The following is a 14,134-nucleotide window of genomic DNA, read 5'->3' as shown; positions in this document are numbered from 1 at the left end:
GTTGGGGGCGGTTTCCGGGCGCCCCCGGGGGGACCCACACCCCGCCCCCCCACCCCCCCCGCCGCCCGGGCGGGGGGCCCGCCGCCGGGGGGGGGCCCCCCGCCGACGCCGGCCGATATCGGGACCCCGACCCGGCTGAAGGGCCGTTCGGGAGCCGAGTAGTCTCAGCGGTTTGAAGGAGCATCCTGCGGCCACGGCCGACCATCTGACGACGCTGACCTTCGCGGAGCCCGGGTTCGTGCTGCGCTCGACCGGCCGTGTCACCGAGGCCGGCGTCCGGTTCGTGCCGGACGCGGAGGACCACCTGGACCGTCCGGAGGCAGCCGGCCGGGTGAGCCGCGAGACGCTCGCGGCCCGTATCGTCGAACTGCTCGCGCAACCGGTGGGGGTGTGAATGTCGGCGACCATCCGGGCCGGAGCGGCCACGGACGTCGGGAAGGTCCGGCGCCGCAACGAGGACAGCGCCGTGGCCGGCCGCGGCATCTGGGCCGTGGCCGACGGCATGGGCGGCCACGCCGCCGGTGACGTGGCGAGCAACATCGCCGTCACCGCGCTGCGCCGCCTGGAGGACATCCCCGACCGCAGCCCGCACGACGTGCGCGACGAGCTAGCCCGGGCCAACGAGGACATCCTGGCCGCCGCGGTCGCCGACCCGTCACTGGCCGGGATGGGCACCACGGCTGTCGGCCTCTGTCTGGTCCGCCTGGACGGCGCCGACCGGTGGGTCGTCTTCAACATCGGGGATTCCCGGGTGTACCGCTGGCGCCACGGCGAGCTCGACCAGCTCACCGTCGACCACGTGGCCCCCGAGGCGGTCACCGGCCGGCGGGGCGTCATCACCCGGGCGCTCGGGACCGACCCCGGCCCGCGGGCGGACCTGTGGGTCCACGACGCGCGCGCGGGGGAGCGGTTCCTCATCTGCTCCGACGGCCTGCCCCTGGAGGTGTCCGACGCGGACATCGCGGCCGTCCTCGGCGACTGCCCCGACCCCCAGCAGGCGGCCGAGGAGCTGGTCCGCCGCGCGGTCGTGGCCGGCGGCCGCGACAACGTGACGGTGGTCGTCGTCGATCACGAGTAGCGCATGGCCGTGCGGTCCGCGGCGTGGACCTCTTCCACGTCGCCGAGCCGGACGACCAGCACCGGCGTGCCCTCGGGCAGCCCCAGCTCCTCACGCTCCCGCGGGGTCGGCATCCGCGCGGTGAGCGTCGCCTCCTGCGGCAGTCGCACGAGCGTCGCGCACGGCGGGCCGGCCTGCCCGACGCGGATCGAGTTGTCGTGGGCCATGTACAGCAGGCCCTCCGACCGCAGCAGGTTGAGCGCCTTGAGCGCGGTGTCCCGGCCGACGTCGTGGGCCCACGCGAGCTCGCCCGCGCTCGGCAGCCGCTTGCCCGGCGGCAGGTCCCCGCTCACGATGCGCTCGCGCAGGACGTCCGCGAGCGCCCGGTACCGCGCAGTCACATCCGTCACTCTATGCCGTTCATGGCCATTTGGCCACATGGACCCCACCTAGAATGGCGGACATGGAACTGGGGCCCTACTTCGTGTGGGACGCGTACGACGGGGACGCGGCCTGGCGGCCGTTCACCGACCTGCTCGACCCCGAGGTGGCCGCCGAGCGGGTCGGCGTGTCGCGCCGGGCGCTCATCGGGATGTTCGGCCTCGCCGACGACGTGGTGCCGGAGCGCGTCGTGGCGTCGGTGCTGTTCCTGGGGATCGCATCCCGGCTGGTGTCGCCGCTGCTCGCCGACGTGGTGCTCGACGACCGGGTGCGGGCGGCCGAGCCGGCGGACCTGTGGTGGAAGCCGGTGCCCGGCGGGCCGTGGCCGGTCGCCTGCGGGCCGGTGGCGACGCGGCCGGCGGACGCGCTCCTCCCCGTCGTCCTCGGGCTGGTCGAGCCGGTGCTGGCGACGTTCCGCGAGCGGTTCCGGCTGTCGCCGAAGGTGCTCCGGGGCAACGTGGCGTCGGCGCTGGCCGGGGCGGCGGGCCAGTTGCCCGGCGACCCGTGGCCGGTGGTGGCCGGCCTGCTGGCCCGGCCGCCGCTGCTCGGCACCGCGTCGCTCGCGGGCCGGTCGCTGCGGCGGCACAACTGCTGCCTGTACTACCGCATCCCGGGCGGCGGCACCTGCGGCGACTGCGTGCTCACGTCCTGGCGGAAACGGGACCTTCGGCCCGGGTGACGGCCCGGCGCGGGCGGCTAACTTCGGCGCGCGCGAGTGATCCCAGCCGTGTTCGGGGAACCTGGGCCGGGTCACCGACGACTAATGGAGCAGTCGAGGGTCCAGACGGAGGGTGGCCGGGTGTCCAGACGGCAGCGCGACGCGCGTGACTACGCGCGGCGGATGCGGGTGATCCAGGAGCGGGCCGATGCCCGGCGGGGCCGGATGCGCTGGGCGACCACGGCGATCGTGGTCGTGGCGCTCGCCTTCGGCGTGCTCGTGGTGGCCAAGCTCGGCGGCGCGGGGGAGGGCGGCGGCGAGAACGCCTCGCCGGTGCCGACCGGCGACGCGGCCACGGCCGTCGTGAGCGGGCTCACCTCGGTGCCGGCGGCGACGCTCAACTCGGTCGCCCGCGGCAACGACCCGACGCTGCCGAACCTGACGACCGGCCAGGAGGTGCTCAAGGACGGCGGGAAGCCGCTGGTGCTGTACGTCGGCGCCGAGTACTGCCCGTTCTGCGCCGCGCAGCGCTGGCCGCTGGTGATCGCGCTGTCCCGCTTCGGCACCTTCCAGGGGCTGACGCTGAGCCGCTCGGCGTCCGACGACACCTTCCCCGACACGCCGACGATCTCCTTCCACGGCTCGACGTACACCAGTCAGTACCTGACCTTCCAGGGCGTCGAGACGAGCACCAACGAGCGCCAGGGCGGCAGCTACGCGCCGCTGGACACGCTCACCCCGCAGCAGCAGCAGATCGTGGCGAAGTACAACGCCCCGCCGTACGTCGACGCGCAGTCCGCAGGCGCCATCCCGTTCCTGACCTTCGCGAACCAGGGCCTGATGGCCGGCTCCTCGTTCAGCCCGCAGCTGCTCAAGGGCATGACGCACGCGGAGATCGTGAGCGCCGTGGCCGACCCGCAAAGCTCGCTCGGCCGTACCGTCGACGGCAACGCCAACGCGATGACCGCGCTGCTGTGCCGGCTCACCGGCGGCCAGCCCGGCGACGTCTGCACCAGCCCGGCCGTGACCGCCTTCGAGAAGGACTTCGCCAATGTCAGCGTCAAGTAGCGCGGTCAGCGTCCCGGAGATCGACCGGCGGCTCGTGCAGCCGTGGGTCCCGGTGGTTTCGCTCGCGCTCGCCGTCGTCGGGCTCGGCGTCTCGATCTACCTCACGATCGAGCACTTCACCTCGTCGACCACCCTCGCCTGCCCCGAGACCGGCGCGCTGAACTGCCTGAAGGTCACCACCAGCGACCAGTCGAAGTTCCTCGGCATCCCGGTCGCGCTGCTCGGCCTGCTGTACTTCGCGGCGATGGTGGTCGTCTCGCTGCCGGCTCTGTGGCGCTCGCCGTCGCCCTGGCTGCGCCAGGGCCGGGTGGTCCTCGCCGCGGTCGGTGTCCTCTTCGTCTTCTACCTGGTCTTCGCCGAGCTGTTCACGCTGGACGCGATCTGCCTCTGGTGCACCGTGGTGCACGTCCTGGCGGTGGCGCTGTTCGCGGTGATCGTGATCGGGTCGGCGTACGCCGACCCGGGCGACCTCAGGAGGTAGCGGCCGGGAACTTTTGCGGGGGTTCCACCGACCATCTCCCTGTTCGTGCTCATCCGAACCGAGAGAGGACCGTCCCCCGCATGCGCCTGACCCACGTGGTCCGCGCCGGTGTCGCCGTTGTCGCGGCCGCCACCGCGGCACTCGCCTTCCCCGCCGTCGCATCCGCGCACGTGACCGTCAACCCGAGCACCGCCACGCAGGGCGGGTACACGAAGGTGACGTTCCGCGTGCCCAACGAGCGCGACGACGCCAGCACCGTGAAGCTGGAGATCGCGATCCCCACCGACAAGGCGATCGCGTCGGTGTCGCTGAAGCCCGTGCCGGGCTGGACGGCGGTGGCCGAGAAGAGCAAGCTGACGACCCCGATCAAGTCCGCCGACGGCGAGATCACCGAGGCCGTGTCCAAGATCACCTGGACCGCCGACACCGCGTCGGCCATCAAGCCCGGCACGTTCCAGGAGTTCGACGTCTCGCTCGGCCCGCTCCCGGAGACCGACCAGATCGTCTTCAAGGCGCTCCAGACGTACTCCGGCGGCGAGGTCGTCCGCTGGATCGACGAGCCGTCGGCGGGCGCCGAGGCCGAGCACCCGGCCCCGGTCCTGAAGCTGACGAAGAAGGCGGACGCCACCGCGGCCGCGGCGGGCGCCACGGCGACCGCGGGCCCGGCGACGCAGGCCGCTGACGACGGCGGCGACGGCGCCGCCGTGGGCCTTGGCGTGGCCGGCCTGGTCCTGGGCCTGGCGGGCCTGGTCGTCGGTCTCCTGGCGTACCGCCGGGCCGGCTCGACCACGACCTGACCCACCACGCTCCACAGGAAGCCGCGGCGCCCCGGGCGTCGCGGCTTCCGGCTGTTCACAGGAAGAATTCAGCCAAGGAAGTTGAACCCTTGACCGCATGAGGGTGTAGACCCGTACTGGAGTGGCGGGAGGGGGTCCGGTGACACGCGACGAGGAGCTGATGACCGCGCTGTACACCGAGCACTACGGTGTGCTGCTCGGCTTCGTCTCGCGATACGAGCGGGACCGGCACCGCGCCGAGGACCTCGTCCAGGAGACGCTCCTGCGGGCCTGGAAGCACATCGGGCGCATCGACGTCGGTCGTGACACCACCCGGTCCTACCTGCTCACCATCGCGCGCAACGTGGTCAGCAACGCGTGGCGGGCCGAGCAGCGGCGGCCGCGGCTGGTCGCCGACCCCGACGCCGTCGAGGCGGTGGCCGCGGCCGACAACGTCGACGAGATGGTCGAGGGGTGGCTCATCAAGGCCGCGCTCGACCGGCTCTCCGCCGAGCACCGCGAGGTGGTGCAGTCGGTGTACTACGACGGCCGTACCGTGGCGGACACCGCCCGGAAGCTGTCGGTCCCCGAGGGTACCGTCAAGTCCCGCGCGTTCTACGCCGTGCGGGCGCTGCGGGCGGTGTTCGAGGAGATGGGAGTCCTGCGGTGAGCGCCGGGCACGACGACGTCCGCCGGCTCCTGGGCGGATACGTGCTGGGCGGGCTGGGCGACGACGAGCAGTTCCGGGTCGACGCGCACCTCAGCGCCTGCGCCGAGTGCCGCGACGAGGTCAACCGGCTCGCGCCGGTGCCCGAGCTGCTCCAGCGCCTTCCCGACGACCCCGCCGCGCAGCCCCTCGAGCAGCCGACGCCGGCCGGCCTCGACGCCCTCCTGCGCCGGGCCCGGCCGCGGCGGCTCCCCGTCGGCGCCCTCGCCGGTGCCGCCGCCGCGATCGTCGCGCTGGTGCTCATCACGGCGCTCGCGCTGCGCGACGCCGGGCCGCGGACGGTGCCACCGCCGCAGGCCGCGGCCAGCCCGAGCGTCAGCGCCTCCGCGGGCACCGTCGTGCAGTTCGTCGCCGCGCAGGGCAGCGGGCTGGCCGGCCGGGCCACCCTCACGCCGCGCCAGTGGGGCGTCAGCGTCGCGCTCGAGGTGACCGGGCTGCCCGGCGAAGGGCCGTACGTGCTGCAGGTCGTCGGCCGCGGCGGGCAGTCCGAGCAGGCCGCCTGCTGGGGCCCCACCAACAGCAAGTCGGCCCGGGTGACGGGCGCCAGCTCGATCCAGCTCGCCAACGTCGACGCCGTGCGGGTCGCGGACCACGACGGGGTGCTGCTCGGCGAGGCGCGCACCGCCTGAAGCACGGACTGCAGCACCGCCTGAACCGAATCGGTGCACCAGGGGTACATCTCCGTGAATCCCCGCACATCGGAGGAGAACCCATGAAATCGACCCTGCGATTGCTGCTGCCCGCGCTCGCCCTCGCGGCCACCCTGACCGCGTGCGGCGACGACGGCACCGACGCCCAACCGGCCGCCCCGGCCACGACCACCGCTACGACCGCCGCCGCCACCAGCGCCGCACCCAGCCCGAGCGCCGCCGGCGGCACCCTCACCGTCGCCACCACCGCGCTGGGCAAGGTCCTCGCCGACGGCCAGGGCTACGTGCTCTACCTGTTCGACAAGGACACGGCCACCACCTCGGCCTGCGTCGACCAGTGCGCGGTCAACTGGCCGCCGGTCGCGGCCCCCGTCACCGCGGCCGCCGGGGTCACCCTGCCCGGCGCGATCACCGCCGTCACCCGGCCCGACGGGTCGTCGCAGGCGGCGTACGACGGCCACCCGCTGTACCGCTGGATCAGGGACACGGCTCCGGGCCAGACGACCGGTGAGGGCGTCCAGGGCGTCTGGCACGTCATCAAGGTGCCCTGATCCTTCCGAGGCCGCCGGCACCACCGCGCCCGCCTTCGCGAGTACGGTGTCGGCGGCCTCGGCTGGAGGTACCGCTAGATTGGCCCGATGGCGGCGATCGTGACCCTGCACCTGGCGCTCGCCGCGGTCTGGGTCGGGGCCATGTCCTACAGCCTGCTCGTGGTGCAGCCGAAAGCGGCCCGGTTCTTCACCGACGACGACCGGCTCGAGGAGTTCCTGATGACCCTCGCGCACGGCAACCGCTGGCGGGTCGTGGGGCTGATCGCGGCCCTGCTGGCGACCGGCGCGATCGCCGTTCCGCGGCTGCCCTGGTTCATCCTGGTCCTGTACCTGTGTGCCGCGGCCGTGTTCGCGAACGTCTCGTGGCGGCACTGGCCGGCGCGGGTGTTCGCGCTGCCGACCGAGCGCCCCGCGTTCCGCCGCAGCCTGCGCCGCCAGGCCTGGGCGATGACGGTCCTGGTCGGTGCCGCCTTCCTGACAGGGCTCGCGACAACCAGCGGACTCATCTGAGCCGCGGCGCGCGGGTACGGTCGGGGAAGATCCGCCGGCCGGCAAGGGAGAGTTCGCACGGTGACCGGTTTCCGCACCGACCTGGCGCAGCTGCTCAAGGCCCGGTTCCCGGTGCTCTACGTCGAGTCGTTCGAGGAGCACCGGGTGCTCGCCGAGCTCGCCGCCGTGGCCGGTGACGCGGCGCTGGTGCGGACCCCGCGGCCGGTGTGGACCTGGTCGGCGACGACCGGCCTGCTCCAGCCCGACGGGGCGGCCCGGCAGTACACGACCGAGCCCGACAACGCGCTCGACGCGGTGCTGCGCATCCAGGAGCCGGGCCTGTTCGTCTTCCGCGACCTGCACAACTCGCTCGGCGGGGACGTGCCGGTGCTGCCGACGGTCGTGCGGCGGCTGCGCGACATCGCCGCGGCGTTCAAGAGCGGCGCCGTCCCGCGCACCCTGGTCATCGTCGCGCCGGTCGTGCGCATCCCGCCCGACCTGGAGAAGGACGTCACGATCGTCGACTTCCCGCTGCCGACCGAGGCGGAGATCCGCCGGGTGCTGGAGTCGATGATCGCCGGCAACGCGGCCGGCGGGCGCATCCGCATCGACCTCGACGACGTCGGGCGGGAGCGGTTCGCCAAGGCCGCCGCCGGGCTGACCCTGCACGAGGCGGAGAACGCGTTCGCCCGCGCGATGGTGAACGACGGCGTCCTCGACCTGGCCGACCTCGCCGTCGTGCACGAGGAGAAGCGGCAGACCGTGCGCAAGTCGGGGCTGCTGGAGTTCGTCGACGCGGGCGTGCGGCTGGCCGACGTCGGCGGCCTGGAGCACCTCAAGCGCTGGCTGGCCAAGCGGGACAACTCGTGGCTCGCCGCCGCCGACGACTACGGCCTGCCCGCGCCCAAGGGCGTGCTCATCACCGGCGTGCCCGGCTGCGGCAAGTCCCTCACCGCGAAGGCGGTCGCCGCCGGCTGGGGCCTGCCGCTGCTCCGCCTGGACGTCGGGCGCGTGTTCTCCGGGCTGATCGGCTCCAGCGAGCACAACATGCGCGCGGCGATCCGCACGGCCGAGGCGAGCGCGCCCTGCGTGCTGTGGGTCGACGAGATCGAGAAGGGCTTCTCCTCCTCCATCAGCGACTCGGGCACCACCTCTCGGGTCTTCGGCACGTTCCTCACCTGGATGCAGGAGAAGTCGAAGCCGGTCTTCGTCATCGCCACCGCCAACGACATCGAGCGCCTGCCGCCCGAACTGCTGCGCAAGGGCCGCTTCGACGAGATCTTCTTCGTCGACCTGCCGACCCGCTCCGAGCGCGTGTCGATCTGGGGCGTGCACCTGTCCCGGCGGCTGCGCAAGCCTGCGGTCGCCGGTGCGCTGACCCTGGACCAGCCGCTGCTCGCCGACCTGGCCGTGCGCACGAACGGCTTCTCCGGCGCGGAGATCGAGCAGGCCGTGGTGGCGGCCCTGTTCGACGCGTTCTCGCAGCGTCGCCCACTGCACCGCGACGACCTCCTGCGCGCCGTCGCCGCGACGGTCCCGCTCAGCGTCACGCAGGCCGAGAAGCTGGACGAGATCCGCCGGTGGGCGCGGACCCGCGCGGTCGCCGCAACGGCCCCCGAGGACTGGGAGGCGGGCGAGGAGCCCCCCACCGCGGCGCTGCCCGTCGTCCCGCTCCACGGCCGCACGATCGAGGTGTGAGAGGCTCATGACGTTCGGACGCAAGGTGTTGTACAGCCTGTGGGTGCTCGGCTCGGTGCTGGGCCTCGGCTGCCTGAGCGGCCTGGGCCTGCTCGTGATCGGCCTGCGCGCCCGCCGCCCGGCCTGGTGGGCCAGCGGCCTGGGCTACCTGCTGGCGACGTGGGCGGTGTTCATCGTCTTCGAACGCACGCGCGAGGACGCGTCCGCCGGCTACACGGCGGTGCTGTTCTTCCTGCTCTGGCTGGCCAGCATCGTGCACTCGCTGGCCGTCAACCCGGGCTGGCTGCGCTGGGTGGCGTCCCGGCAGCCGGTCCGCCCGCTATCCCCGCCCCCGGTCTTCACCCCACCTCCGGTCCCGGGCGCCGGGCCGGCTTCACCGTCGTTCCCGCCGCCCCCGGTCCCGGGTGCGGGGCCGGCCTCGCCATTCGCGCCACCTCCGGGTGCGGGGCCGGCCTCGCCGTTCGTGCCGCCGGGTGTCGGGCCCGCGTCGTCGTTCCTGCCGCCGGGTGTCGGGCCGACGCCGCCGGCGCCCGCTCACGTCCCCCCGTCGGCGGCGCCGGTGTTCGGGCCAATCGATCTCAACGCGGCGACGGCGGCGCAGCTGGCGGGATTCGGGGAGTTCGACCTCGCGCGGGCCGAGCAGATCGTCGCCGAGCGGACCGCCCGGGGCGGCTTCTCGTCGGTGGAGGAGTTCGCGACCGTGGCCCAGCTGGCGCCGCACCAGCTGGCCCGCCTGCGGCCCCAGGTCCGCTGCGGTCCGCGCCCGGACGCGCCGCCGGCCGGCGGCCGCATCCTCGACTTCTAGCCGCCGCGCCCGCCACGGCGGGGGTCTCAGCGGGGGCGGCGGGAGCGGGTGCGGGGCTTGGCGCTCGACTCGCGGACCACCAGGTCGGGCTGGAACACCACGTGGCGGTGCTCGTGGCGGCCGTCGTCCTCGATCTCCTCCAGCAGCAGCGCCGCGGCAGTGCGGCCCAGCTGCTCGCGCGGCTGGCGGATCGACGACAGCGGCACGGCGGCGGCCGCGGCGAACTCGATGTCGTCGTAGCCGACGATGGCCACGTCCTGGGGCACCCGGATGCCGCGCAGGGTCATCTCCTGCAGCACGCCCAGGGCGAGCAGGTCGTTGGCGCAGAACACCGCCGTCGGGCGGTCCGCGGGCGGCAGGGCCGCGATCTCCGCGGCGGCGGAGCGGCCCGACGCCACCGTCAGGTTCGGGGTCGCCACCGCCGACAGCGACGCGTGGCCCGCGGTGGCCGCGGCGATGCCCGCGTGCCGGTCGTGGACCTGGGTCAGCGTCGCCGGGCCGCCGACGAACGCGATGTGCTGGTGGCCCTGCTCCACCAGGTGCTCGCCGGCGAGCCGGCCGCCCAGGACGTCGTCGACCGCGACCGAGCAGCGGCTGTGCCGGCCCGAGCCGCGGTCCACCAGCACCACCGGGGTGCCGCGCTGGATGAGCAGCTCCAGGCGGGAGCCCGGTGACTCGTCGACCGGCGTGATGAGCACGCCCCGGACCCGCTGCTCCTCGAGCAGGTCGAGGTGGCGCTGCTCGCGGCCGGCGTCCTCGCCGCTGTTGCAGACCACGACCATGACGCCGTGCTCCTCGGCGGCCGCCTCGGCGCCGCGGACCACGTCGGTGAAGAACGGGTTCGTCACGTCGAGGACGACGAGGGCGATCTGCCGGCTCTGGCCCGCGCGCAGCTGGCGGGCGGAGTCGTTGCGGACGTAGCCGAGCTCGGCGATCGCGTCGAGCACCCGCTGGCGCGTGCTCGTGGCCACCAGTTCGGGCCGGTTGAGCACGTTGCTGACGGTACCGATGGAGACGCCAGCGCGGCGGGCCACCTCTTTGATGCCGGTCGTCGTCGACATGGGACTCCAAGAAACAGGGGCGGTGTATCAAAACGGTAACGCGATCGAAACCCTTGACGCGGTCTCGGTCGGCCTTCTACCGTCAGCTTAGTCACGCCATGAAACGTTTCACAAGAACGTTTCAAACGGATTCGAGAAACGGAGAGACCGTCAGTGACCGGTCCGCTGCTCGCCCTCGACGGCGTGAGCAAGTCCTTCGGCGCCGTCGCCGCACTGCGCGACGTGCGGCTGGAGCTGCACGCCGGTGAGGCGCACGCGCTGGTCGGCGAGAACGGCGCCGGGAAGTCGACGCTGGTGAAGATCCTCGCCGGCGCGCACGCCCCCGACACCGGCACCCTGACGCTCGACGGCCGGCCGCTCGTGTTCGCGGGCCCGGCCGACGCCCGCGCCGCCGGCATCGCCGTCATCTACCAGGAGCCGACGCTCTTCCCCGACCTCTCCGTCGCCGAGAACATCTTCATGGGCCGCCAGCCGCTGCGCGGCCTGCGCCGCATCGACGCCGGCGAGATGCGCCGCCGTACCGCCGAGCTGTTCACCCGCCTCGGCGTGCACCTCGACCCCGACCGGCCGGCCCGCGGCCTGTCGATCGCGGACCAGCAGCTGGTCGAGATCGCCAAGGCGCTGTCGTTCGACGCCCGGGTGCTCGTCATGGACGAGCCGACCGCGGCGCTGTCCGGCGTCGAGGTCGAGCGGCTCTTCGCCGTCGCGCGGTCACTCAGGGACAACGGCGCGGCGGTGCTGTTCATCTCGCACCGCTTCGACGAGGTGTTCGCGCTCTGCCAGCGCATCACCGTCATGCGCGACGGGCAGTGGGTCTCCACCGACCTCGCGAGCGAGCTCACCGTCGACCAGGTGGTGCGCCGGATGGTCGGCCGCGAGGTGTCCTCGCTGTACCCCAAGCAGGACACCGAGGTCCGCGAGGCGAGGCTGGAAGTTCGCGGACTCACGCGAAAAGGCGCCTTCAGCGACGTCAGCTTCACCATCCACAGTGGAGAGATCGTCGCGCTCGCGGGACTGGTCGGGGCCGGCCGCTCGGAGGTCATCCGCGCCGTGTTCGGCATCGACCGGTACGACTCGGGCCAGGTGGTCGTCGACGGCAGGCAGCTCGCCAAGGGCAGCCCCCAGGCGGCGATCGCCGCCGGGCTCGCGCTGGTGCCGGAGGACCGCCGCCAGCAGGGCCTCGTCATGGAGCTGTCGGTCGAGCGCAACGCCACGCTGCCGCGCCGCTGGTCCCTCGCCGGCCTCGGGCTGCTGTCCGGCGCCGCCGAGCGCCGTGAGGCCCGCACCTGGGCCGAGCGGCTCCAGGTCAAGGCGGCCCGGCTCAGCGACCCGGTGTCCACCCTGTCCGGCGGCAACCAGCAGAAGGTCGTCCTCGCGAAGTGGCTGTCGACCGAGCCGCGCGTGCTCATCGTCGACGAGCCGACCCGCGGCATCGACGTGGGCACCAAGGCCGAGGTGCACCGGCTGCTGAGCAACCTGGCCAACGAGGGCGTCGCCGTCCTCATGGTCTCCAGCGAGCTGCCCGAGGTCCTCGGCATGGCCGACCGGGTGCTCGTCATGCACGAAGGGCGGCTCGCCGCCGACATCCCCCGCACCGAGGCCGACGAGGAGTCCGTGATGCTGGCAGCGACCGGTCAGGTGAGCGCATGACCGCCGTCGCCGAGCGGGTCCGGAAGGGCGAGAAGACCCGCATCACCCACCGGGTCTTCCTGGTCCGCGAGCTCGGCATCGTCGTCGCGCTGGTCCTGCTCATCGGGATCACCGCGATCACCAACCCGCGGTTCCTGTCCGCGCAGAGCATCAAGGACCTGCTGCTCGGCTCGACGATCCTGGCGATCCTCGCGACCGGCCAGGCCATCGTCGTCATCACCCGCAACGTCGACCTGTCGGTCGGCTCCGTCCTCGGCCTCTCGGCGTTCCTCACCGGCACGCTGTACCTCGACCACCCGGGCCTGCCGATCCCGGTGGTCGTCCTGGCCGGCGCGGCACTCGGGGCGGTGTGCGGCGCGGTCAACGGTGCCCTCATCGCCGCCGCCCGGGTGCCGGCGCTGGTCGTCACGCTCGGCACGCTGTACGTCTTCCGCGGCATCGACTACCAGTGGGCCAAGGGCAAGCAGATCAACGCGGCCGACATCCCGGCGTCGTTCCTGCACCTCGGCACGCGCACGGTCCTCGGCGTGCCGGTGCTCACCGTGTTCGCCGTCGTCGTCGTGCTCTGCGCCGGTTATTTCCTCAAGTCGTACCGCAGCGGCCGCGAGCTGTACGCGATCGGCTCCGACCCGGCCGCCGCCCGGCTCTCCGGCATCGCCGTCGGTCGGCGCGTGTTCTACGCCTTCGTCGCGAGCGGCGCCCTGGCCGGCCTGGCCGGCGTGCTGTACGTGGCCCGCTTCGGCACCCTCGACGCCAACGCCGGCAATGGCCAGGAGCTCAACGTCGTGGCCGCGGTCGTGGTCGGCGGCGTCGCCATCTTCGGCGGCAGCGGCTCGGTCTACGGCGCGGCACTCGGCGCCATGCTGCTCACCACGATCGGCAGCGCCCTGCCGGTGCTCGGCACCACACCGTTCTGGCAGCGCGCCGCCGTCGGCGCCCTGATCCTGGCCGCGATCGGCCTCGACCGCGCCCTCTCCGTACGGGTCGCCAAGCAGCTCGGAGGAGCGAAATGACCAGCAAGGTCCGGGCCCTCGGCACCTGGGACGTCGTCGTCCTGGTCGCGCTGGTGCTCGTCGTGGTCATCGGCGCGTCGGCCATCGACGGCGTGGCCAGCCCGCGGTTCTGGCGGTTCGTCACGCTCGAGGTGATCCCGATCGCGATCATCGCCCTGCCGATGACGCTCGTCGTCATCACCGGCGAGATCGACCTGTCGGTCGCCAGCGTCCTCGGCCTCACCTGCGCCGTGATGGGCGACCTGTGGGCGCGCGGCGTGACCAGCCTGCCGCTGCTCGTCGTGCTGTGCCTGCTGCTCGGCGCGGTGGCCGGCGCGGTCAACGGCCTGTTCGTGACCGTCTTCGGCCTGCCGTCCCTCGCCGTCACCATCGGCACCCTGGCCCTGTACCGCGGCCTCGCGTACGTGGTGCTGGGGGACCGGGCCATCTCCGACTACCCGAGTTCCTGGACCGACTCGGCGGTCAGCGCGATCCCCGGGCTCACCATCCCGTGGTTCATCCTGGTCGTCGCCGCCCTGGCCGTGCTCTTCGGCGTGGTCCTGCACGCCACGCCGATCGGCCGCGGGCTTTACGCCATGGGCAACAACGCGGAGGCCGCCCGGTTCGCCGGGGTCGCGGTCGCCCGCACGAAATTCTGGCTGTTCGTCGCGACCGGCACGATGGCCTCGCTCGCCGGGGTGTTCTGGACGTTCCGCTTCGCCAGCGCCCGCGCCGACAACGGCAACGGCCTGGAGCTCGCCGTCGTCGCGGCGGTGCTCCTGGGCGGCGTCTCCATCTTCGGCGGGCGCGGCGGCATGATCGGCGTCATCGGCGCCGTCGTGCTGCTCAGCACGCTGCGCAACGCGTTGCAGCTGGCCTACGTGCCGGCCAACACGCTGACCATCGTCACCGGCTCGCTGCTCATCGCCTCGGTCGTCGGACCGAACGTCGTCGGCATGGCGCGGGAGCGCCTGCGTCGCCGGCGGCCCGCGTAACGCAACACCCCCACGACACCCCAATGTCATGGCAC

General features: G+C 73.3%; 17 protein-coding genes. 15 read left to right on the top strand and 2 right to left on the bottom strand.

The window, feature by feature from the left end; all coding sequences use genetic code 11:
* Window positions 1–172: 172 nt before the first annotated feature.
* Window positions 173–394 carry a hypothetical protein gene (locus tag ABZS66_RS39300; RefSeq protein WP_354766937.1) on the top strand — a complete coding sequence of 74 codons (222 nt, stop codon included), beginning with the start codon at window positions 173–175 and terminating at the stop codon, window positions 392–394.
* The gene (locus ABZS66_RS39295; protein ID WP_354766936.1) at window positions 395–1,078 is read left to right on the top strand and encodes a protein phosphatase 2C domain-containing protein; all 684 of its coding nucleotides are present in this window, start codon (window positions 395–397) and stop codon (window positions 1,076–1,078) included. It abuts the gene before it with no gap.
* Here the strand turns inward: ABZS66_RS39295 and ABZS66_RS39290 are convergent.
* Window positions 1,069–1,458, bottom strand: coding sequence for a GntR family transcriptional regulator (locus ABZS66_RS39290; RefSeq protein WP_354766934.1), 390 nt, complete (start codon window positions 1,456–1,458; stop codon window positions 1,069–1,071). The two genes, ABZS66_RS39295 and ABZS66_RS39290, sit on opposite strands and share 10 nt — an antisense overlap.
* A 62-nt stretch (window positions 1,459–1,520) precedes the next feature.
* On the opposite strand from ABZS66_RS39290, the gene ABZS66_RS39285 reads away from it, so the two are divergent.
* The 10 genes from ABZS66_RS39285 (at window position 1,521) to ABZS66_RS39240 (ending at window position 9,401) form a co-directional block, all read left to right on the top strand.
* On the top strand, window positions 1,521–2,177 hold the full coding sequence (locus ABZS66_RS39285; RefSeq protein ID WP_354766932.1) for a (2Fe-2S)-binding protein: 657 nt from the start codon (window positions 1,521–1,523) through the stop codon (window positions 2,175–2,177).
* Window positions 2,178–2,297: 120 nt separating this feature from the next.
* Window positions 2,298–3,224 (top strand): DUF929 family protein, encoded by a 927-nt coding sequence (locus tag ABZS66_RS39280; protein ID WP_354766931.1) that lies wholly within the window; start codon window positions 2,298–2,300, stop codon window positions 3,222–3,224.
* On the top strand, window positions 3,208–3,705 hold the full coding sequence (locus ABZS66_RS39275; RefSeq protein WP_354766930.1) for a vitamin K epoxide reductase family protein: 498 nt from the start codon (window positions 3,208–3,210) through the stop codon (window positions 3,703–3,705). Before ABZS66_RS39280 ends, ABZS66_RS39275 begins: the two co-directional genes overlap by 17 nt.
* A gap of 80 nt (window positions 3,706–3,785) precedes the next feature.
* Window positions 3,786–4,502, top strand: a complete 717-nt coding sequence (locus tag ABZS66_RS39270) for a YcnI family protein (RefSeq protein WP_354766928.1) — start codon at window positions 3,786–3,788, stop codon at window positions 4,500–4,502.
* A gap of 139 nt (window positions 4,503–4,641) precedes the next feature.
* Window positions 4,642–5,151 carry a sigma-70 family RNA polymerase sigma factor gene (locus ABZS66_RS39265; RefSeq protein ID WP_238016078.1) on the top strand — a complete coding sequence of 170 codons (510 nt, stop codon included), beginning with the start codon at window positions 4,642–4,644 and terminating at the stop codon, window positions 5,149–5,151.
* The gene (locus ABZS66_RS39260) at window positions 5,148–5,837 is read left to right on the top strand and encodes a zf-HC2 domain-containing protein (protein ID WP_354766926.1); all 690 of its coding nucleotides are present in this window, start codon (window positions 5,148–5,150) and stop codon (window positions 5,835–5,837) included. Before ABZS66_RS39265 ends, ABZS66_RS39260 begins: the two co-directional genes overlap by 4 nt.
* An 83-nt stretch (window positions 5,838–5,920) precedes the next feature.
* On the top strand, window positions 5,921–6,409 hold the full coding sequence (locus tag ABZS66_RS39255; protein WP_354766924.1) for a hypothetical protein: 489 nt from the start codon (window positions 5,921–5,923) through the stop codon (window positions 6,407–6,409).
* Window positions 6,410–6,496: 87 nt separating this feature from the next.
* A complete protein-coding gene (locus ABZS66_RS39250; protein WP_354766922.1) occupies window positions 6,497–6,919 on the top strand; it encodes a hypothetical protein in 423 nt (140 codons plus the stop codon).
* Window positions 6,920–6,979: 60 nt separating this feature from the next.
* Window positions 6,980–8,596, top strand: coding sequence for an AAA family ATPase (locus ABZS66_RS39245; protein WP_354766920.1), 1,617 nt, complete (start codon window positions 6,980–6,982; stop codon window positions 8,594–8,596).
* 7 nt (window positions 8,597–8,603) lie between these two features.
* Window positions 8,604–9,401, top strand: coding sequence for a helix-hairpin-helix domain-containing protein (locus ABZS66_RS39240; protein ID WP_354766918.1), 798 nt, complete (start codon window positions 8,604–8,606; stop codon window positions 9,399–9,401).
* Window positions 9,402–9,427: 26 nt separating this feature from the next.
* Here ABZS66_RS39240 and ABZS66_RS39235 read toward each other — a convergent pair whose 3' ends face one another.
* Window positions 9,428–10,462 (bottom strand): LacI family DNA-binding transcriptional regulator, encoded by a 1,035-nt coding sequence (locus ABZS66_RS39235; RefSeq protein ID WP_354766916.1) that lies wholly within the window; start codon window positions 10,460–10,462, stop codon window positions 9,428–9,430.
* Between the two features lie 153 nt (window positions 10,463–10,615).
* On the opposite strand from ABZS66_RS39235, the gene ABZS66_RS39230 reads away from it, so the two are divergent.
* Genes ABZS66_RS39230 through ABZS66_RS39220 form a run of 3 tightly spaced genes read left to right on the top strand, consistent with a single transcriptional unit; the run spans window position 10,616 to window position 14,099 of the window.
* Entirely contained in the window at window positions 10,616–12,112 is a 1,497-nt protein-coding gene (locus ABZS66_RS39230) for a sugar ABC transporter ATP-binding protein (protein ID WP_354766914.1), read from the top strand.
* The gene (locus ABZS66_RS39225) at window positions 12,109–13,125 is read left to right on the top strand and encodes an ABC transporter permease (RefSeq protein WP_354766912.1); all 1,017 of its coding nucleotides are present in this window, start codon (window positions 12,109–12,111) and stop codon (window positions 13,123–13,125) included. The genes ABZS66_RS39230 and ABZS66_RS39225 overlap by 4 nt, the downstream gene beginning before the upstream one ends.
* Window positions 13,122–14,099 carry an ABC transporter permease gene (locus tag ABZS66_RS39220; protein ID WP_354766910.1) on the top strand — a complete coding sequence of 326 codons (978 nt, stop codon included), beginning with the start codon at window positions 13,122–13,124 and terminating at the stop codon, window positions 14,097–14,099. The genes ABZS66_RS39225 and ABZS66_RS39220 overlap by 4 nt, the downstream gene beginning before the upstream one ends.
* The last annotated feature ends 35 nt before the right edge of the window (window positions 14,100–14,134 follow it).

The organism is Dactylosporangium sp. NPDC005572 (assembly GCF_040605515.1).
Taxonomy (GTDB): domain Bacteria; phylum Actinomycetota; class Actinomycetes; order Mycobacteriales; family Micromonosporaceae; genus Dactylosporangium.
This window is presented reverse-complemented; position numbering and strand designations above follow the sequence as displayed.